At 52.5% G+C, this 20,162-nt stretch carries 18 protein-coding genes; 8 read left to right on the forward strand and 10 right to left on the reverse strand.

Features of this window, described 5'->3' with window-relative positions; translation table 11 throughout:
* Positions 1–45 precede the first annotated feature (45 nt).
* Positions 46–618, reverse strand: a complete 573-nt coding sequence (locus R6H26_RS19625; RefSeq protein WP_404784832.1) for a sigma-70 family RNA polymerase sigma factor — start codon at positions 616–618, stop codon at positions 46–48.
* A gap of 215 nt (positions 619–833) precedes the next feature.
* On the opposite strand from R6H26_RS19625, the gene R6H26_RS19630 reads away from it, so the two are divergent.
* Entirely contained in the window at positions 834–3,137 is a 2,304-nt protein-coding gene (locus tag R6H26_RS19630) for a glycosyltransferase (protein ID WP_404784834.1), read from the forward strand.
* A 78-nt stretch (positions 3,138–3,215) separates the two neighbouring features.
* On the opposite strand, the gene R6H26_RS19635 is transcribed toward R6H26_RS19630, so the two are convergent.
* From R6H26_RS19635 to R6H26_RS19650, 4 genes are all read right to left on the reverse strand, one after another.
* Positions 3,216–4,115 carry a UPF0104 family protein gene (locus tag R6H26_RS19635; protein WP_404784836.1) on the reverse strand — a complete coding sequence of 300 codons (900 nt, stop codon included), beginning with the start codon at positions 4,113–4,115 and terminating at the stop codon, positions 3,216–3,218.
* Positions 4,116–4,423: 308 nt separating this feature from the next.
* Entirely contained in the window at positions 4,424–6,331 is a 1,908-nt protein-coding gene (gene ftsH2 / locus R6H26_RS19640) for an ATP-dependent zinc metalloprotease FtsH2 (RefSeq protein ID WP_404784837.1), read from the reverse strand.
* 477 nt (positions 6,332–6,808) lie between these two features.
* A complete protein-coding gene (locus R6H26_RS19645) occupies positions 6,809–7,207 on the reverse strand; it encodes a hypothetical protein (protein ID WP_404784839.1) in 399 nt (132 codons plus the stop codon).
* A 62-nt stretch (positions 7,208–7,269) separates the two neighbouring features.
* Complete coding sequence (locus R6H26_RS19650) at positions 7,270–9,219, reverse strand: cation:proton antiporter (RefSeq protein WP_404784840.1); 1,950 nt, start codon at positions 9,217–9,219, stop codon at positions 7,270–7,272.
* A 101-nt stretch (positions 9,220–9,320) separates the two neighbouring features.
* Between R6H26_RS19650 and R6H26_RS19655 the strand changes: the two genes are divergently transcribed.
* The 6 genes from R6H26_RS19655 to R6H26_RS19680 all read left to right on the forward strand — a co-directional run bounded on the left by R6H26_RS19655 (position 9,321) and on the right by R6H26_RS19680 (position 14,522).
* Positions 9,321–10,055, forward strand: a complete 735-nt coding sequence (locus tag R6H26_RS19655; protein WP_404784842.1) for a TIGR04283 family arsenosugar biosynthesis glycosyltransferase — start codon at positions 9,321–9,323, stop codon at positions 10,053–10,055.
* 87 nt (positions 10,056–10,142) lie between these two features.
* Positions 10,143–10,787, forward strand: a complete 645-nt coding sequence (locus R6H26_RS19660; RefSeq protein WP_404784844.1) for a type I restriction endonuclease — start codon at positions 10,143–10,145, stop codon at positions 10,785–10,787.
* Positions 10,788–11,040: 253 nt separating this feature from the next.
* Positions 11,041–12,465, forward strand: a complete 1,425-nt coding sequence (locus R6H26_RS19665) for a DICT sensory domain-containing protein (RefSeq protein WP_404784846.1) — start codon at positions 11,041–11,043, stop codon at positions 12,463–12,465.
* Positions 12,455–13,090 (forward strand): pentapeptide repeat-containing protein, encoded by a 636-nt coding sequence (locus R6H26_RS19670; protein ID WP_404784847.1) that lies wholly within the window; start codon positions 12,455–12,457, stop codon positions 13,088–13,090. The genes R6H26_RS19665 and R6H26_RS19670 overlap by 11 nt, the downstream gene beginning before the upstream one ends.
* A gap of 18 nt (positions 13,091–13,108) precedes the next feature.
* A complete protein-coding gene (locus R6H26_RS19675) occupies positions 13,109–13,801 on the forward strand; it encodes a TIGR02117 family protein (RefSeq protein ID WP_404784849.1) in 693 nt (230 codons plus the stop codon).
* Between the two features lie 160 nt (positions 13,802–13,961).
* Positions 13,962–14,522, forward strand: coding sequence for a hypothetical protein (locus R6H26_RS19680; RefSeq protein ID WP_404784850.1), 561 nt, complete (start codon positions 13,962–13,964; stop codon positions 14,520–14,522).
* Between the two features lie 142 nt (positions 14,523–14,664).
* Here R6H26_RS19680 and R6H26_RS19685 read toward each other — a convergent pair whose 3' ends face one another.
* From R6H26_RS19685 to R6H26_RS19700, 4 genes are all read right to left on the reverse strand, one after another.
* Positions 14,665–16,155 carry a glycoside hydrolase family 13 protein gene (locus R6H26_RS19685; RefSeq protein WP_404784852.1) on the reverse strand — a complete coding sequence of 497 codons (1,491 nt, stop codon included), beginning with the start codon at positions 16,153–16,155 and terminating at the stop codon, positions 14,665–14,667.
* A 256-nt stretch (positions 16,156–16,411) separates the two neighbouring features.
* Positions 16,412–17,347 carry an NAD-dependent epimerase/dehydratase family protein gene (locus tag R6H26_RS19690; RefSeq protein ID WP_404784854.1) on the reverse strand — a complete coding sequence of 312 codons (936 nt, stop codon included), beginning with the start codon at positions 17,345–17,347 and terminating at the stop codon, positions 16,412–16,414.
* An 83-nt stretch (positions 17,348–17,430) separates the two neighbouring features.
* Positions 17,431–18,480, reverse strand: a complete 1,050-nt coding sequence (gene hemE / locus R6H26_RS19695) for a uroporphyrinogen decarboxylase (RefSeq protein WP_404784856.1) — start codon at positions 18,478–18,480, stop codon at positions 17,431–17,433.
* A gap of 310 nt (positions 18,481–18,790) precedes the next feature.
* The gene (locus R6H26_RS19700) at positions 18,791–19,183 is read right to left on the reverse strand and encodes a Fur family transcriptional regulator (RefSeq protein WP_404791380.1); all 393 of its coding nucleotides are present in this window, start codon (positions 19,181–19,183) and stop codon (positions 18,791–18,793) included.
* Positions 19,184–19,414: 231 nt separating this feature from the next.
* On the opposite strand from R6H26_RS19700, the gene R6H26_RS19705 reads away from it, so the two are divergent.
* Positions 19,415–19,903, forward strand: coding sequence for a CRR6 family NdhI maturation factor (locus R6H26_RS19705; protein WP_404784857.1), 489 nt, complete (start codon positions 19,415–19,417; stop codon positions 19,901–19,903).
* Between the two features lie 2 nt (positions 19,904–19,905).
* Here R6H26_RS19705 and R6H26_RS19710 read toward each other — a convergent pair whose 3' ends face one another.
* A complete protein-coding gene (locus R6H26_RS19710) occupies positions 19,906–20,154 on the reverse strand; it encodes a MoaD/ThiS family protein (RefSeq protein ID WP_404784858.1) in 249 nt (82 codons plus the stop codon).
* Positions 20,155–20,162 lie beyond the last annotated feature (8 nt).

A 20,162-nucleotide genomic window follows, 5' to 3' on the forward strand; every position in this document is an offset into this window, starting at 1 on the left:
GAGCGGACACCATCTGCGGATAGCACGGCGCGCAGCGAACCCAAACTAGGACGTCTCGGCCTCCAGCGTCAACTTTAGCTTGCTCAAACCCAAGCGAACCCTGGTTTTAACCGTGCCCAAAGACAGTCCCGTCTGCGCTGCAATTTGACTCTGAGTCAACCCTTGATAGTAGGCCAGCTCGATCGCCAGTCGTTGTTCGTCTGGGAGGTTCTTCAGCGCGCTTGCAACGCGATCGCGACGTTCGGAAATCATCGCCTCTTCAATGGGCGAGACCTCCGACGCCGGGATCTGGATTTCATCCGCGTCGTTGAATGCTGGGGCAGACGCGCGATTCCTTTGTAACTTTCGCAGCCGATCTAAGACGCGACTGCGGGCTAGCATAAACAACCAAGTATCCGCTCTCCCCTTTTGCTTGTCGTAGCGGCCTGCAATGCGCCAGACTTGCGCAAACACATCCAGAACGACTTCCTCGCTTTCCTCGATCGACCTCAAGCTCTTAAATGCGACGGAGTGGATGATGCGAGCGTAACGATCGTAGAGCGCTGAAAGTGCGGTTTGGTCGCCTTTGGCAATTCTGGTCAGCAAGGAGGCATCATCAACGACAGGTAGAGGCTCCATCGATCGGGCAGCGCAAGCTTAGGAGGATTTAGGAATTGTAGTCCAATTTCTGAAGGAGACAAAACCCACGCCTACTGCCAGGTAGAAGCGTAAATATTTATTGAGCGCAGACCCTTTGCCGAGTATCTCCAACAATCTCCAGATGATAGTAGTTACAGCTCGCACGATAGTTCTTTGCGCTTTCAAACTCATTGACGATCTAGAAGTGAGAGAACATGAACCATCTTTCCGCATCGACCTCAATGACCCGCAGTCGCCGCCGCATTAACCCTCCGCACATCGCCACCTTGGTCATGCTCGGGGCAATTGGTATAGCGGGACTGGTGGTGGGAGGCTGGTTTGCAGGTCAGGGCACCATCCGCACTATCTTTGCCAACCTCAATCAGATGCAGCAGAACCCGCCCTTGTGGCTCGAAGCGCCCATGGCAGTGGGGCAATATTTGCTTTTCTGGACGGTTGCGTTGATGGTAATAGTTCTGATTGTGACTAAAATTTCACCCCGCCCTCAGCTTTGGTCTAGAACCCTAGTGGTGGGTATTTTATTGATACTTGCAATTCGCTATTTAACCTGGCGATCGCTCTCTACCCTCAACTTGAGTACGCCCCTCAACGGCGTGTTTAGCATCGTAACCTTGGTGATGGAGTTTCTGTTGCTTGGAGGCAGCATCATTCAGCTCGCCCTGCTGCTGCGAGTGCGCGATCGCCGAGCCGAAGCAGATCGGTTCTCTACCAGCGTCTTAAACGGCTCCTTTACGCCCAGTGTGGATATCTTCATTCCGACTTACAACGAAGCACCCTTCATTCTGCGCCGCACTATTATGGGCTGTCAGGCGATCGACTACGAACAAAAGATCGTTTACTTGCTCGACGATACCCGACGACCGGAAGTGGAAAAACTCGCTAAAGAGCTAGGGTGCGAGTACCGAACGCGTCCCGATAACAGCAATGCAAAAGCAGGCAACTTGAATCACGCCCTGACTCATACGCGCGGAGAACTCATCGTTGTATTTGATGCTGATTTTATTCCCACCCAAAACTTTTTAACGCGAACGGTTGGGTTTTTCCAAGATCCCCAAGTTGGCCTCGTCCAAACCCCACAGACTTTCTACAACCCCGATCCGATCGCCCGCAATCTGGGTCTTGAAGATGCGCTCACGCCGGAGGAAGAAGTCTTCTACAGACAAATTCAACCCATTCGGGACGGGGTGGGAAGTGTCATTTGTGCGGGAACGTCCTTTGTCGTGCGACGGTCGGCCCTGAACGCGACAGGGGGATTCGTGACGGAATCCTTGAGCGAGGACTACTTTACCGGAATTCGTCTGGCCGCGAGCGGTTATCGGGTTCTCTACTTAAATGAAAAGCTGAGTGCGGGCTTGGCTGCCGAAAATATTGCCTCTCAAGTTTTGCAGCGGGTGCGCTGGGCCCAAGGGACGCTCCAAGCCTTTTTCATCAAAACCAACCCGCTCACGATTAAAGGGCTGAATCCGATTCAGCGCCTAGCCCATCTAGAAGGAATTTTGCATTGGTTTTCCAGCTTTGCCCAGATTTGGTTCCTGTGTTTGCCAATCGCCTATGCCTTTCTCGGCGTCCTGCCCGTCCGCGCGACCAGTATTGAAGCCTTCTATTTCTTTTTGCCGTTCTACCTAGTGCAGCTTACGACCTTTGCCTGGTTGAACGAACGCGCTCGGTCGGCAGTATTGAGCAATATTTACACCATCGTGTTATCCGTTCCCTTGGCCATTACGGTGTTCAAGGTTTTTCTGAATCCCTTTGGCAAAGGATTTAAGGTGACTCCCAAGGGAAGTACTAGCGATCGCTATTCATTTAATTGGGGGTTGGCTGTTCCGTTGATCGTCCTGTTTGGTCTGAGTGCGTTCAGCCTGTGGGTCAATGCGGGCACTTATATGATGGTTGCGCCTTGGAGAGCCGATATGCCGTTGGACTGGGTCGTTCGTTGGAAAGGAGTAGGGCTGGGCTGGATTTGGAGCACTTACAATCTCCTCACGGTCGGGATTGCTTTGCTCATTCTGATGGATGCACCTCGGCCATCACCCTACGAGTGGTACGGTCTGCGACGGACCGTACGCCTTCAAGTCTCGGATCGAATTTTTTGGGGGACGACCACCGCACTTTCAGAAATTGGTGTAGAAGTCGCGCTGACCCAAGCTGACTTTCAGGACCTGCCCGACCGTTCGGCTCAAGTAGAACTACTAGAAGACTCCCTCGCGCTTCCAGGAAAGATCGTGGCAATGGCTGCGGGCGAAGATTGTCTGAAGGTTCGAGTGGCTTTTGACACGCTGACCTTAGATCGACAGCGTCGGCTGGTTGAGGTTCTGTATTGTCGTCCCGGACAATGGAAAAGTCGTCTTTCCCCCGATGAACTGACATCCTTGGGCTTATTGTTTAGAACCCTTCTAAAACCACGATTTTTGTTTGAAAGGAAGGCTGTTCTCAAACCGATTGCGGTCAGCAACTATGTTGGAGCTAGAGTGCAGGACAAGTCCCAAATGCATCTTTAGAATGGCTATACATCAGGATACGTTTGGAAAGTCTGAAAGTCTCCCCAGCGTTCTATAAGACTACCGAAGGTAGAAAATTCAACCCGCCTTGCTATTCGCTAGCGGCTCCTTTCCCTCATCGATCAAATAAGCTGCCCCCGCTCCAATTAACTCCGCCGCGATCGTCACCAGACGATAAACCGTCACGCAGCCCAACAACAAACTAGGCGATAGAGACCCGTTAAGAACCTGCAATGCAGAAGACTCAAACACCCCCAACCCTCCTGGGGATGGAATAACGAGGCTCAAAACCCAAGCAAAGCTAAATCCGCTCATCAGTGGTTGCAACAACCCCAAAGTAATGGGCGTAAAAGCCAACACAATACAGATAAAAGTTATACTTCGAAGCGCCATAAACGCCAACGCTCCCAATAATACCGACAGCGGATAGCGTCGCATTGCCCCCACAGTGGATTCTTTGCCCTGACGCCTGCACCAAAATCGCCAAAGTCGATTCAAAATGCGAGGATGCACCGCCAGCAAAATAACCATCAACGCCAAAATCAAAAGATTAGGCGCGGAACCGTGCCCTAGAGCCAATCCCAGCCCCCCCGCCATAATGAACAGCGGCTCCAGCATCACGCTCAGCGTGGCAAACTCCAAACCGATGCCGCGTCGCTGGGCTGCTCTGACCCGTCCGTACAAGTGCCAGATACTGCCAGGTACGTACTTAGCAGGCGCATTCTTCAAGAGCGTGATAATGGCCCAGCGTTTTGGGACGGGGTGCCGCAAAAGCTCCAGAATCAAACCCCAAACCAAAGCAGACCAAAGCTGCGCGCAGACCGCAATGACGATCGCCAGACTGACGTAAATCCAAGCCTGAGGCTGAAGGTGCAACTCGCTCACACCCTGCCAGTGCGTCAGGAGCGCCTTGCCCAAAAAAAGTCCCGCTGCAATTAAGATGCCCCATCGCATTACCCATTGAAGGATACGCCCCATGCGTTACTCCTTGTTGAAAGCTCTTTAAAGGTTACGTTTAGCATTCCCAGTAGCACAGCCAAATGACTGATTTAAGCCGGAAAGATATACAACGTGACGTTGCTTTAGAGATATTTGTCTCCATCCGCTTCAACTGAGCCTTTAGAATGCCATTTTGGACTGAGCATCTGACTCACCGCAACCGAACAGACTAAAGTTGCCAAAGCAGATTCGACCCTGACATTATAAAGAAAATATAAAAAAGGGAGTCTGACTTGCAGACTCCCTTTCTCATAAAACATTTAACTCAGCGATGAGCGATCTCTACCTTATAGTTGAGGCACAAAGGACTCTTTATCTGGTACGACCGTGTATTCCGCCACAATTTGACGGAATTCTTCTCCATCAATTGTTTCCTTCTCGATCAGCAAATCGACTAGGCGATCGATGACCGTGCGATTTTCGCGCATGATGCGGATGGCATCTTCGTAAGCATGCTGAATCAGTTCTCGCACTTGGGCATCGATCCGCGCAGCAATCTCTTCAGAATATTCAGAGCGGCTCATCCAATCGCGGCCCAGAAAGACTTCGCCGGACTGGCTTTCAAGAGACAGCGGCCCCAAATCGGACATCCCAAACCGAGTCACCATTTGACGCGCCATGCCCGTCACCTGCTGGAGGTCGTTCCCCGCTCCGGTGGTCACTTCCGAGTCCCCAAAGATGACGTACTCTGCGGCACGTCCCCCTAGAGCACCCACCATCCGCGCCATAATCTGCGATCGCGAGATCAGCCCCTGATCTTCTGCTGGCGTAAACCAGGTCAGCCCGCGCGCTTGACCGCGCGGAACCAGCGTTACCTTTTGAAGCGGATCGTGATTTTTGACTAGCGTTGCCACAATCGCGTGGCCGACTTCGTGATAGGCGATCAAGCGCTTTGCCTTGCCGTCTACCAAAGGCGTGCCTTCCATCCCCGCAATGACGCGGTCTACAGCATCGTCAATCTCCAGCATGGTGACCGCTTCCTTGCGACGGCGGGCGGTCAGGATAGCTGCTTCGTTGAGCAAGTTAGCCAGGTCAGCACCGCTGAAGCCAGGCGTGCGCCGGGCGATCGCCTCTAGAGAAATATCCTCAGCCAGTTTCTTGTCGCGGGCGTGTACCTCGAGCACCGCTAAGCGACCTTTAATATCCGGCGTATCCACCATGATTTGACGGTCGAAGCGACCGGGACGGAGCAGCGCGCTGTCTAGCACGTCGGCGCGGTTGGTGGCCGCTACGATAATAATGCCGGAATTGCCTTCAAACCCGTCCATTTCCGTGAGGAGTTGGTTGAGGGTTTGCTCGCGTTCGTCATTGCCACCGCCAATGCCAGCACCCCGCTGCCGACCCACAGCATCGATTTCATCGATAAAGATAATGCAAGGTGCGTTTTCCTTCGCTTTCTTAAATAGGTCGCGCACGCGGGACGCACCCACGCCCACAAACATTTCGACGAATTCCGAGCCAGAGATACTGAAGAACGGGACGCCAGCCTCTCCGGCGATCGCCTTGGCCAACAACGTCTTACCCGTCCCTGGAGGGCCGACGAGCAACACGCCCTTCGGAATCTTGGCACCCACGGCAGTAAAGCGCTCTGGCTTTTTCAGAAAGGTGACGACTTCTTGCAGTTCTTCTTTGGCTTCTTCGATGCCAGCAACATCGTCAAACTTCACGCCCGTCTTTGCATCCATTTGAAAGCGCGCCTTGGACTTGCCAAAGTTCATCGCCTGGCCGGGCCCGCCCGGTACGTTGCTAGAGCGACGGAACAAGAAAAACAGCCCCGAAATCAACAGCACGGGGAAGATGAGGTTGCCCAGCAAACCCAAAATTGCACCATTGTTGCGAATGGGATGAACGTCTAGATCGATGCCCAAATCCCGAAGCTTTGTAATGAACTGAGGAGTGGTACCGGGGAGGTCGACCCGCGCCCGCTGGATGCGATCGCCCAAGCCAGAGATATCTTTATCGGAGTTGGTTTCAACGATGGCGGTACGGCCCCCGTCAAACAAGTCAACCTTGTCGATGCGTCCTGCATCCAAATACTCTAAAAACCGCCCGTAGGTCATGCGAGAGTTCGCCGTGTTTCTGACGGAACTGTCCGCTGCGGGCACGGAGGCAAAGAAGCCTTGCCAAATAAAGAAACCTACAATTAGGACAGGCAGCGTCCACAACAGTGCCGTTTTCCAGGAAAATTTCTTCATATGTTCGCTGAACCTCTTTGATAATGACGCTTCTAGAGCTTGGACAAACGTACCTTACAAGAAGCCTAAACTTGCTCTAGCCAGCTTCGAGACCTCGATCTCGAAGGAGACACGGGATTTAAGCGCGTGGACTGGATGGCTCCAGTACTCCAAACAAAAATGTTAAGTAAAGTTTCTTAATTAAATTTAACTTAATTCTCAGATACAGAGCAACTAATTTTTCCGCCCTCCGCCCAAAAGTCAGGCTCAAGCTCTACCGACATCCTATCGCTAACCCGGCCTAGACGGTGTGGAGATAGAGTCCGGCAGCTCTGGCAACGCTCAAACGCGGCTCTCAATTTGAGTTGGGGATGGACCAAAGCCAACATTGGTGCAATGGGTGCGGCATCTCAGACAAGACACTGCGCGTAGAGTCTCTGGGGCGCAAGGCCTTGCGCCCTTACAGAATGTTTATTAGTTTTTATTTCGGGAATGGCTTTACCAAAGAATGTCAGACTGCGGTGCAGGCGAATTTACGTTTGCTGTAATGGGTTCAGCCGCAGGCGATATCTTTTGCGGCACTTCAACCTTTTTGAGAGCAGGCGTTGAGTTTACTTCTACGCGGAATTTAGATGAAGGGGTCGGTTTAACTGGCGAAGCGGTGCGGTCCTGGCAATTGTTCTTGACTGCGTAGGCCACATCGATCGCATCCGAGACGGACCAGCTTCCAAAGGGAATCGATTCTCCGCCATTGAGTGCAATCGTCGTCGAATGTCCTTGCCGCGCGGTGCAGGTCAGTCTGACTTCGCCCGCTCGGACTGGCGTCAGGAACGAGAGGGCCACCATCCCGGTCAAACCAACAGAGGCGGCGATCGCCCTTAAATTTTGAGTTACCATGACCGATCTCTCCTAACGCTGCAACGAGATAGACCTAAATTCCCGAACTTATCCCTACCATTTCATAAAGTTCGCATGGCAGGTGCGATCGAGATCGGCGTTGCGATGTGAGGCTCGTCACGGTCGATCGGATTTTTTGGCCCAGGGGAAGTGGAATCGGGTTGCAAAGCAGCAACGTCTCGGAGAAACGCGGGCGCTTTTGGAATGTGGAGCAGGTAAACAATGCGATCGTCGGCTTGCCACTCCTCATCTGCTCTAGCAAGCCGCAAATAATTTTGACGAATTACCAGCACGGGAATCAGCTTGCCAATTTTAGTTAAAGCATATAGATGCACGCATTGGCGCTGAAACTGTTCCGCGTCTTCTTCAAGCATCGCTTCGCCAATTTTGACTTCATCTGCTGCAATATATTGACTCCAATCTTTGACAGAGACTTGCGATGAAAAAGCTCGCATCACTTCCGTGCTAGAAAGCTTGCCGGTAGGGACGGTCAGTTGCGAATCCACGGGCGCTTCCGGCAACACCGCCAATACCCGTGGCGGACGAAATTCTTCTAAAACCCGCTGAGCGAGGACGGAATTGACCTCGGGATTGCTCGTCACGGTTAGAAAAGAGCCAATCCGCGCGACACCCGCTTCGCTGAGGGCTGCCATATCCAAAGCGCTGGTCAGCACGACCGACAGGTTTTCGGATTGGGCTTGAGCGCAATAGTCGGGGTTGGCGTCGATCATGACGACGGATTCCCCGCGCTCTTGAATCAGGCGAGCCACCGTCCGCCCCAGCGGATTGCAGCCCACAATCATCGCACCGGTTGCTTCAGTGGCCTGCACCTTCAGCCAAATCGCGACCCATCGCGCCGTTAAGCCTTGCAGAAACACGGTCAAAATAATGGTCAAAAATACGAGGGCTTTAATGGCATCGCCCCCATTAATGCCCGCTTTGGTGAGCGCAATGGAGAAGAGAGACGCCACCGAAGCCGCCACGATCCCCCGCGGCGCGACCCACGCGAGGAATGTTTTCTGCCGCCAGTTTAGATCGCTATTCCAGGTGGAGGCGAGTACGTTCAGGGGCCGTACGATCAGCATTAAGCCCAACACAGCTGACAGTCCCGGCCACCCTAAGGCCAAGACCCCGGCGATCGATAAATCTGCAGACAACAGAATAAACAACACCGAAACGGCCAGCACGCTCAGTTGGTTCTTAAACCGCCGAAGCAGGCGTTCCTCTGGCAACCCTGCCGATCTCACCACTACGCCCATCGTGACTGCAGTCATCAAACCGGATTCGCTAATGAGCGCTTGAGAGATACCAAAGAATCCCCATAGACCCGCCAGCACGGTTAGGTTTTTGAGATCGTCGGATAAAAATCGAGCTTTTTTGAGGACAAAACTGAGCGACCAACCGCCGCTCGCCCCAATCAGACCCCCTAAACTCAGCCGCGAGACCAATCCCCCGATCGCCACAACCGGATCGGCATTGCCGCGCAGCACTATATTCAACACCACCACTGCCAAAATCGCCCCAACGGGGTCGATCAAAACCCCCTCGCCCTCGAGCAGCGTGGCAATCCGCCGCTCGGCTCCCACCTGAAGCAGCAGCGGTGCTACGACCGTCGGTCCCGTCACGACCACCAGCGAGGCATAGATAAAAGCAGCAGACCACGGAAATTCGCCCAGCCAATGGGCCGCTGCACTACCGCCCAAAAGGGTGATCGAGGTCCCTAACAACACCAGATTGCGCAGGCTACCGGAAACTTCTTTAATTTCTCGGAAGGTTAAGTTGAGTCCCCCCTCGAACAAAATGATGGCAACGGACAAAGATACGATGACCTCTAATCCCTGCCCCAACAGGTGCGGATCGAGAACGCCTAGAGCACTTGGACCCAGCGCGATGCCAATGACGAGCAGAAAAACGATGCTGGGAACTTTGAGGTAGGCGGCAACGATCTGGGCGGCAATGCCTGCGGCCACAGTCATTACCATCAGCAGCGTCAGTTCGAGGTTCCCTTCCATTAATATCGAATCCGCAGGACTGTGTTGATTGTAGTGGAGCGCTGAGGTTCGATTAGACTCGAGTAGGTTGCAGCAGTACGGCATGCTTCCCCTAAGTCTGGATGAGAACAGCCAATCGAGTCATGCATCAGAACTGGGAAACGGCAAAGATTTCCGTCATCATTCCAATGCTGAATGAAGAAACGAATATCGAACTGGCGATCGCCAGCACCCGCTCTGCACCCGCAGTAGAAGTCATTGCGGTGGATGGCGGCTCTGCGGACGGCACCGTCGCGCTAGCAAAATCTCTGGGCGCGACGGTGCTCTCGACAACGACAGGGCGCGCCCGCCAAATGAATGCGGGCGCTAAAGCTGCCACGGGCGAAATTCTCCTCTTTCTGCACGCCGATACGCGCTTGCCCGTTGGGTTTGCCGATCTAGTCCGCGCGGCATTGGCTTCTGAGGGCGCAGTTGTGGCCGGGGCTTTTTCGCTTAAAATCGACGGCGCGCCGCGATTGCTGCGATGGATAGAGCGCGGCGTCAATTGGCGATCTCGGTTGTTTCAACTGCCCTACGGCGACCAAGCCATTTTTCTGAGGGCGGACACCTTCGATAAAGCGGGCGGTTTCCCGGAACAACCCATCATGGAAGATTTCGAGCTGGTTCGCCGACTCCAGCGCTCGGGCAAGATCGCGATCGTACCGGAACCCGCTGTCACTTCGGCAAGGCGATGGCTGCAAAGCGGGGTGTTTGCTACGACGCTCGTCAACCAGTTGGTGATTCTGGGCTACCTCCTGGGATGCGATCGAGAGCGTCTGAGACAACTGTATCGTCGCAAAAAATACTGGAGATTTTAATGTCCCCACCTTGGAGCGCTTTCTCGAGAAAGTCGCGGGCTTGCCGCAATTTATGCTAGACCGAACATTATAAAGAGGAATTTAGCCATGGTTCAAACCATTCCAGCCACTGAGGTCACCCTGCGCGCGCTAAAACAGGAGTTGGGGTTGCATCAAAGTCCAAATCCAATTTTTTTCCAAGAATGGTCTGAGACCCATGGCGTTTTGAGCGAAGCCGAACAACAGTTGTTAGATCGGGTCAGGGCCAATTTTATGGAACTGATGGAAGACCCACCGATGCTGGAAAACAGCGTCAAAATGGTCGTCCTCGCACCCCTGCTAGACCTGGCTGGTTTTTATCGAAAGCCGTTTCGGGTTGAAACAGAAACCAGTACAGATATAGACATGGAGGATGAGGGGCTGGTCATTCGGGGGCGAATTGACGTACTCGTGCTGAAAGATCGCCTCTGGCTATTGGTAATCGAGTCGAAACGGAGCGATTTTGCGGTAACGCGGGCGCTTCCGCAAGCGCTGGCCTACATGTTGAGCAATCCAGAGCTGTCTCAACCCACGTTTGGCATGATTACAAATGGGAATGAGTTTTTGTTTCTAAAAGCAACTCGCCAAACGACCGCTGAATATGCTAACTCCAGACTATTTTCTCTAACAAATCCCAATAACGAACTCTATGAAGTGTTACAAATTCTGAGGCGACTGGGAGGAGAGGTTGCGACTTCACCCAGTCGAACGTGACACAGCAGCTCGAAGGTCGCCGATCGTGGGACCGCATGTAGCTCGCTTCAAGAGGGGATGCAGGATGACTTACAGAGGATTGAGAAAGCCAGCTCCTGACTGCATCGCGGCTAGCTCTTGCCAGCCGTGTGAAGGTTTTATTAGAATTTCTGGCAAAAATAAAAAAAATTGTAACAATGTAACAAGGCGTTGGCTGCAGCATTTGACCGATCGCGTTTCAGTTAAATTTTAAAACCTGGCTTTTAATCCCATTATGTTAGAAGGTTCCATCCTCCAGAAGCTTTCAACCGCCCACGATCCCAAGTTATCGACCAAGCGACCGCTTAGTTTTGGGGTCTACTATAAAAACACGCTGGTATCCCTATGCCACGCTCTGGAAGATTGCATTCTAGACAGCACGGATCGCCCCCTCGTCGTAACGGCTTTTCAGCGCGGCAAATGGTATCTGCAAGAAGCAGACCGTTATGCAGACTTGGCTAGAAAAGCCCGTCAGGTCGGCATTATGGCTGCCGACGACGCGGGATTTGCCGAGCATCCCACGAGCCAGCTGCCGAATGTAGACACGATCGCCATTGACCCGACCGATCCTGTTTCTGAGGAATGGCACCTGATTATTTTTGGCCCAGCCTATGCTGCAATGGTGCTGTGCCAAGAGCTATCTCCAGCAGACTACGGAGCATCCGGCGTGCCTGAGGACGATTTGGCGCGCAAGTTCTACGGCTTTTGGACGTTTGAATCTAACTTAGTCGAGGAAACGATCGAATTGGCGATCGCCCACATTGGCCGCTACAACCCATCTTTGCAGGCTAAACTCGCCCAGCAAATGCAGTCCGTTCTAGCAGAACGCGCGACGCTACCGCCCCAGCCGCTTGAAAGGGTGGTATCAAAGGTGGTGGCTTACCTTCAGAAAGGACAAGATGACCTGGGGATCGATCGCAGCGATACTTTCTTAGACGACAATTTGCTCTCCAACGAGCTTCAAGCCTTTTTGCGGATGGCCCAAATCATAGATGGCATGTCTCCCGAAAACCCCAAAGCGCCGGAGGAAGTGGCTGCATTGGCAGAAACGCTCGGCCAGTTGTTAGATTTACCGGGGTGGCAACTCAAGCGTTTGAGACTGGCTGGCATCCTCCACCGCTTGGGCCCCATGCAGGGTGCCGAGAGTCTGTTTTCGCCTTCTAAGCCAGTTCCGACTGATTATCCGGCTTGCCCGCTCACCTGCGCTCTAGAGCCAGGCGCCCAAGCCCTGCGCACGATGCCGCGCCTGAGAGCTGTAGCGCAGATCGTGACCCACCAAACAGAATGGTGGAACGGCCAAGGCGCTCCTGCGGGGCTTGCCGCTGACGATATCCCTCTAGAAGCTCGCATTCTAGGGATTTCAACTTACTTCCAAGGGCTGGTAGGCTCTTTGGAGGTGCCGCAAAAGCCGGAAGCAAGAACGGTTTGGTTTGCGCGGCTGCAAGCGGCACTGGCCCAGTGCCAGCAAGAATCGGGTCGCTACTGGGATCCGAAGCTCGTAGAGTTGCTCGCACTTTTGGTATCGGGATTGCATCAGGGGATGGCGCTCTCCATTCAGTCTCCTAAATTTACCAACGGTCTGTGGCTGCTGGACGCCTTGCCGACCGAAGCCGATCCTTCACCCCACCGCAAAGCAGTAGAGGTTGGCTATGGAAATTGAGGCTATTCGCAAGGGGGAGCTCAAAGCATTGGCAGGAGCTAACCTCGAAGATGAAGATCTAGCGGGTGCGAACCTAGCGGGTGCAAACCTAGCGGGCGCTAAACTGGTTGGCACTAATCTCAACGGTGCGAATTTAGAGAGAGCCTATCTAGAGGGCGCAAATCTGATGGGCGCGCAACTGAAGGGTGCCGATCTCCGGGCTAACCTCTGGGGGGCCAATCTCATGCAGGCGAACTTAGTCCAAGCCGATCTGCGGGGAGCCAGCCTGCGCGGTGCGAATCTGATGGGTGCCAATCCCCACCAGGCCGCTTTCACTGGGGCTTCCTTATGTGGCGCGAACCTGATGAGCGTCAACTTGCAGGGGGTGGATTTGCGGCAGGCCGACCTGCGCGGAGCCAATCTCAGCAATGCCAATCTTCACGGTGCTGACTTAAGAAATGCCAATCTCCAGGGCGCTTTACTGACGGAAACAAACTTGGAAGAAGCTGACTTGCGCGGTGCTAATTTAGCTGGAACAGCGCTGATCCGAGCAAATTTACTGTGTGCCGAATTGGAGGGCGCAAATCTGAGCGGGACGGATTTCACCGATGCGTGCTTGGTGGGGACGAGTCTTGCTGCGGATTGAACGGCTGATGTGCGGACAATGAGGGAGAGAAAGCACTCAAAAGCCTGTTGCTATGGCTTATTATCTTGTGTCTTTGTCTTGCTTGCTTTGCTACTGGGGTGTTTGCTGCCAACGCAATGGCACTACCGCGCTCAATCGGACTGCAGTTACTCGATTTATATCAGCAGCGTGAACCACTTCCACGCAGAGGCGATCGTACCCGTGACGACAGCAGCCTTCGATTGGCGATCGCGCCTCTCCCTCTCCCAACTCGGCCCTAATGCAGATAAGTATCGATACCTCAGCTTTGGCTGGGGCGATCGCCAGTTTTTCATGAATGCTTCTTTCCATCCGATCGCGATTTTCGACACGCTGTTTTTACCCGGCCCTACGGTCATGCACGTGTGGGGGCACGCCGAGAAACCCGATCGGTTACCGCCTGCCTTTGAAGTCAAACAAATCTGGCTGAGCCGCACTGAATATCTAAAACTGATGCAGTTTATCGATGCCAGCTTTAAGCGCGATACCCAGGGTAACCCTCGGTATATTCGTCAGGGATTGTATGCGGACAGCGGTTTTTACGAAGCAATTGGCTCCTACTCGATCGCGCGAACTTGCAATACTTGGACAGCCGACGCTCTAAGACGAGCAGGTGTAAATACGCCTGTATGGACTGCCTTGGCTCCGGCCATCATGCATCACTTACGCAGCAATTGCAACGTTGGGTATTAAGTAAAGGTCTGTTCGATCTGCGTTGTGCCATTTGAATTGCTGACACAGTTCAGTGGTTTCACAGAGGGCAATGCCTGCTTCCACTAATTACTCTAGGAAAAGAATAATTTGTCTTGAAGGTCTCTGAAGGCTCAGGGTATGCAGGGGGTCTAGTGTTTTCATGGCGACAGCACAAATATTAGAAAAGCAACTCTCGCAACCGATCGACTTCAGCAGGATCACGCCAGAGCAGGATATTGGCAAGCTGAATTTAAGGGAAGCCTGCCAAAGATTTGCGATTGACAAGCAAGGAGATATTCCGCTGTGGGTTTGGTTGTTAGAAAATCCAGACAGCCCGATTGCGCTTCCTGGCAGTATCGATCTCCACGGTCACGACTGCATTCACCTCTTATTAAATCGCGGGGTAACCGCCTACGACGAAGCATTCGTGATCGGTTTTACGATGGGCAATGCGGATAAAGTCGAACCGCGACACATTTCTATCATTAAAGTCTTTTCGAGATTTGTTTACCCAAAGCTATTTCGGTTTAACCCGCTGCACCTGCACGTATTCGATTGCGGCGTCAAGTACGGTCAACGCGTGAAGTACCGCAACATTCACAAGGAAGTCTTCGACCGATACGAAGATTGGACCATTGAGGAAATGAGGCAAAAATTTGGCATCTCTTTAAGAGACCTGCATATTACTTGGATGGCGGAGCAAATCCTGTTTGTTAACTGATTGACGTAGCTCCAAGGTTCTGCGGTTTCAAAGTTTCGCCGATGATGTGAAAGGTCGAGAGAGAATCACGGATATAGGCGATCGCAAACGTCAGCCTATACCCACGTCGCCTATTTGGAGATTTGGCCACTCGAGAGTCGGCTCAAGCGCTTAAAATAGAACCGCTCCGAGGGGGCAAAGTCACGATTAGTTGTTGGGTCGCATCCGTATCGACCCAACGAACCTGGGCTTCTCCAAAGCGTCGGACTTTCAGTGGCTGCTGGGTTATTTCGCGAGGAATGTCGCAAACCGCCTGTTCTGTGGAAATACCAACGTTTATAGCAATAACGAGCACTTCATTATGCAATACGCGGGCAAAAATATAGACGGTCCCCTGGGCGTATAAAGGAATGTAGGCACCAATTTGGAGCGCCGGAGATGAATTGCGCAGCGCAATGAGTTGGCGATGGTAACTCAAAAGGTCTCGGTCCCACTGCATTTCTGGAGGAAAGCCCCGCCTGGAATCTGGATCTATGCCGCCCAGCAGCCCAACTTCATCGCCATAATAAATGCAAGGAGCGCCTGGAAACGTAAAAAGCAAGAGGGTTGCTAGTTTGACGCAGGTTCGCGATTCTTCCATCCCAGCACTGTCTTCTGCCCCTGCAATGGTCGGCAATCGAGCTGTATCGTGGCTGGCTAAGAGATTGAGCTGGGTAAGCTGAATTTCCCAAGGATATAGATTCAAAAGATCCCGAATCTTGGATGCGTACTCTGGAGCGAGCAACGGCGGGTAAGGTTCGTAGCTCGGCCCCTCCACGTACTTCATTTGGATGCGATCGCCAGCGACAAATGCAAGCGTCGGCCCGGTGAATAGATAGTTCATCACTCCATCAAACTGCGTGCCGTCCAACCATTGCCGCGCATCTTGCCAAATTTCGCCGACGAGGTAGGCTTCCGGGTTAATGGCTTTGACGCGATCGCGAAATTCTTGCCAAAATCCCGGTACCGTTATTTCAAAGGGAACGTCCAACCGCCAGCCGTCAACTCCTTCTTTTATCCAATATTCGGCAACTTCCATGATGTACTCGCGGACATCAGGATTGTCGTGGTTAAAGACGGGTAGCGCTCGATTCCCGACCCATCCTTCATAATTTGCAGGCAGTTCGCCGTTGTAGGGAGACAAGGGCCAGCCTTGAATCTTAAACCAATCTAGCCAGGGGGAGTAAGGCCCGTTTTCTAGAATGTCATTAAAAAAGAAAAAGCCGCGGCTCGCATGGTTAAACACCCCATCTATCACGATCTTGATATCTTGTCGGTGCGCTCGATTTAAGAGTTCCTTAAAAGCTTGATTCCCTCCTAATAACGGATCGACTTGATAGTAATCGTGCGTGTGATAGCGATGGTTGCTTGTGGATTGAAAAATAGGCGTGAAGTAAATGGCTGTAATGCCTAGATCTTTTAGGTAGTCCAGTTGTTCGATAACACCCCAGAGATCCCCGCCCTTATAGCCTTGCAATGTCGGCGGTGCATCCCATTTTTCCCAGGTGGGAGATCTGAGAAGGCGCTTTCGCGTCTGTTGACCGGACGTAAACCGATCGGGGAATATTTGATAGAAAACTGCATGTTTGACCCAGGTTGGCGTTTGAATATTCATACTGTCTGCAAGGCTGTTGGTTGTATTTTCGGCGGTTAGCGCTGAAATCAGCCTCTACCAAATGAAAGAATAAGATATGCGAAATCTATGATGGAACTACCAATCGATCGAGTTTAGGTTTGTTGCCAGAGCGATCGCGAGGATTAGACAATAAACTAAGCCGTTCCCTTCAACGCGACGATCGAGCGACTGCTAAGTTCAAATAAATTGGCTTGAGTAAAACCTTTCATGAGTAAGCACTTCTAATTATATTTATTTACGATCGAAGGCTTTGGCTCAATACATCCTTAAAGGTGGAGCAGTAAGTGGGTTGGTTGAATGTTTTTGGGCTGATGGGGTTGGCGTACTGAAAATGTCGGTAGCTGAGGCAAAAGTAGTCCCACGCACCCATGCGAATGTTAAACAGTCGGATCAGCACGTTCACCAGCCAAGGGTTGAGATCGAGCTGGAAATAAATGCGCTTTTGGGCAAAAGCACAGAGCGCGGCGATCGCCTCATTGGCCATCACCACCTCATTCCCAAGCACCAATGTCTGGGATGGTGCTAATTCTGGATGCTGCACGATTTGGAGCGCGATGGTGGCAATATCTTGGGCGTGGATGAAGTGAAAACTCCCCTCCATCCTGAGAAACCGGATCGCTCCCGCCTGCTTCAGCGCTTCAGGCAACCCCGATGCAAAATGGGAATAGGGTTTGCGATCGTCGCCCCCCACCACCAGCGTGGGAAATACTGTAAATACTGGAAAAGCCAACTCCATGGCCATCAACTTTTCGTAACAGATTGCCTTGGCTTTAACGTATTCAGTGCCCAGACTTTTGGCCTCAGGTAAGACCCGTTCGTCTCGGCCCAGGATGCTGGCTGTCGAAAAATAAATGACCTGCTGGCAGACCTGCGGGTCGAGCGCCTCGATCAGCTCCAGCGTTTTATCGATGTCTAGTTCCGGGTCGCCCCACCCGGTCGCGACGAGGACCGCACAGTGAATGGTCGAGAGTAAATCGCGCAGGGGGTCGAGGTGGCGCAGATCGGCCTGCACGATATGGACGCCAGGACGGCTATCTACCGGAACGCGCAGCTTTTGAGGGTCGCGCATCACTAAAAACAGCTCGTCATCGGCGTGCTGGATGAAGGTTTCGCAGAGATAATGTCCGATACAGCCGCTCGCGCCCGTAATTAAAATTCGCCGTCCTGCCACGTCTCTTCCTGGTACTGGGATGGGTTAAAAAAATGGACGCCTGCCCGGTGGGGAGACATCCATTCTAGTCGCGCTATTTGCCGTTAATAGCGGTATTGCTTCACCGTTTCAAAGAAAAATGCAGCATTTTCTTCAGGCGTGGTGGGCAAGATGCCGTGCCCCAAGTTCATGATGTGCTTGTGGTTGCCAGCTTTGCGGATGGTGTCGTGGATGCGATCGCGGATAAAGTTTTGCGACCCAAACAGCACGCCCGGATCCATATTGCCCTGCACCCCGATATTGGGGCCTAAAATGGCGCGGGCTTCGGCCATATCCACGGTCCAGTCCACGCTGATCGTGTCCGCACCGGAAGATGCCATTTGCTTCATCACCCCGGCGCTGCCGCTGACCAGCAAAATGAACGGCGTATCGGGATGGGTTTCTTTGACCTGCTGGATTACCTGCTGCTGATAGGGCAGCGCGAAGGTTTCGTAATCCTGAGGGCAAAGCTGACCCGCCCAGGAATCGAACATCTGCACCACCTGCGCGCCGCAGTCGATCTGGTAGCGCACGTAGATGGCGATCGCATCGGCAAATTTAGACAGGAGCTGATGCAACAGCGTCGGGTCGGAAAAAGCCATACCCTTGATGACGGAATAAGTTTTGGAACCTTTCCCCTCAACCGCATAAGCCGCCAGCGTCCAGGGTGCGCCGACAAAACCCAACACCGTCGCCTGGTTGCCCACTTCCTGCCGGAGTGCCTTCAAAATAGTTTTGATAAACGGCAAAGATTCGTCGGGATTGAGGGGCGTCAGGTTGTCAATTTGTGCTTGAGTGCGGAGCGGCGCGTGGATGATCGGCCCTTTGCCTTCGGCAATATCCATGTCGATGCCCATCCCTGGCATAGGCGTGACAATATCCGAGAATAAGATAACACCATCCGGCCCAAAGGCCCGCCAAGGCTGAAGCGACACCTCGATGGCTACTTCAGGAATTTCAGACCGTTCCCGAAAGGACGGATACTTTTCGCGCAGATCTCGGTAGGCTTTCATATAGCGCCCTGCTTGGCGCATCATCCACACTGGCGGACGGTCTACCGATTCACCACGCGCCGCCCGCAGCAACAACGGCGCATCTTGGGTCGTACTAACCATGAATTTTAAATCTCCTTCTCAAACACAGCTCGGCGAATCCACCCTCTTAGAACTCATGCAGTCAGATTTCAAGCCCGTCTTCCCATAAGCTCAAAACACTACAGGCTGTAAAAGTTCGCAGCACAGACCCCGCATTGTTTAGAGCGTATAAGCGTAAAACAAGCCTTGTTTTCACAAGGCTGACTCGTCACTGAAAATATTCGCGCCAGATCCAGTTTAGAATCGATCGCCGATCTTTATGCGGAAGGTTAACAATCTCAAGCACTCTCCCGATGGTGCGCCGGAGCGACCTTGCTTGAGAGAAGCATCTCTAAGCAGACTGAGCGGCGCTTATCTCCGAAGCACTGTGACGATAACCGTAAAAATCGACTCGGTAGTCTGTAATTTTGACGCCCGTTCGCTGCTCGATTTCTGCTACAAGCGCGTCAGGAAGCTGAATGTGAATATCTAAGATCTGATCGGTATCCAGACAGTTGATGTGACTGTGGGAATCGCTAACGTGGCCGTAAAGCCTGCCGTCAGAGCGTTCTACGCACTCAATGATGCCTTGCTGAGAAAGGGCTTCTAGGTTTTGATAGACCGAGGTGTGTCCGATGTCTTTGCCGTCCTGATTCAGACGGTCGTAGATCTGTCGTGCCGATAGATGTTCCTGCGCCTGCCACAATAGCTCTAAAATAAAGCGGCGCTGTCGACTGAGACGCATGCCCAAGGTCTGACACTTACTCAATGCATCGTCTAGCGACTGAATCGACCGAACAACACCCTCTTTTTCACTCAGCACAGCACTTTCCCAAACTCTTTTCAATGTTGTTTTGTTTTAATCCCATCATAACTAAACTCGAACCGCTTTCGCTTTGAAAGCTTTCGTTTATATATTGTCTATCTGCTTCAAGATACTTTAAGTATGACCTAGAAGGATCTTACGTAATCCCCCATGCCCACCGTCATTACCGTTAACGCCCAACACTTTGAGACGCTGGACCTATCTCCTGTGAAGGTCGTCTTGGAAAACTGGCTCCAAACCAAGACGCTATTCGAGGGCGATCGATCTCTCCAGTTTCAGATTGACTATCCTCAAGATCCAGAACAGGTTTTAGAATTGCCAGATATTCCTGAAATACGGCTGTGGTTCGTACGGCTCGACAGCATTTACCCTTGGATTCCCTACTGGCTCGATTGGACGTCCGGGGAGTTAGCTCGCTACGCTGCGATGATGGTGCCCCACGAATTTAGCAAGCGGGAGGGGATTCAATTTAACCCGCAGGCGTTGGATTTATTTGTAATGCGCAAAATTTTTACGATCCACCACTGGTTTCAGCAGAATGGCGTATCGCGACCCAATCGGCTGAAGCAAATGGCAGATCTGTTTGGCTACGAGCTAGAGGACTCGTTGTTTCAACTTTTAGACAAGCATCCAGCCTAGCGCTATCCCCCGCTCACTGGCGGAATCAATACGATCTCATCGCCGTCTCGAACGAGGGTATTGGGTTCGACAAAGGCTAAATTGATCCCGTAGCGCGTGATGGCAGCGAGAGGATGGAGGGCAGGAAAAGGGGCTCGGATGCGATCGCCCACTTTTTCCACCGTCATGTCAGAGGGCACCTCTAGGATGACCTCTGGTTTACCGTAGGCTTCTTGATAGGCTGCAAACAGCTTGACCGTCACAGTTGCCATAATATTGC

This window comes from Altericista sp. CCNU0014, assembly GCF_044923475.1.
In the GTDB taxonomy this organism is placed as follows: domain Bacteria; phylum Cyanobacteriota; class Cyanobacteriia; order Thermosynechococcales; family Thermosynechococcaceae; genus JAAURS01.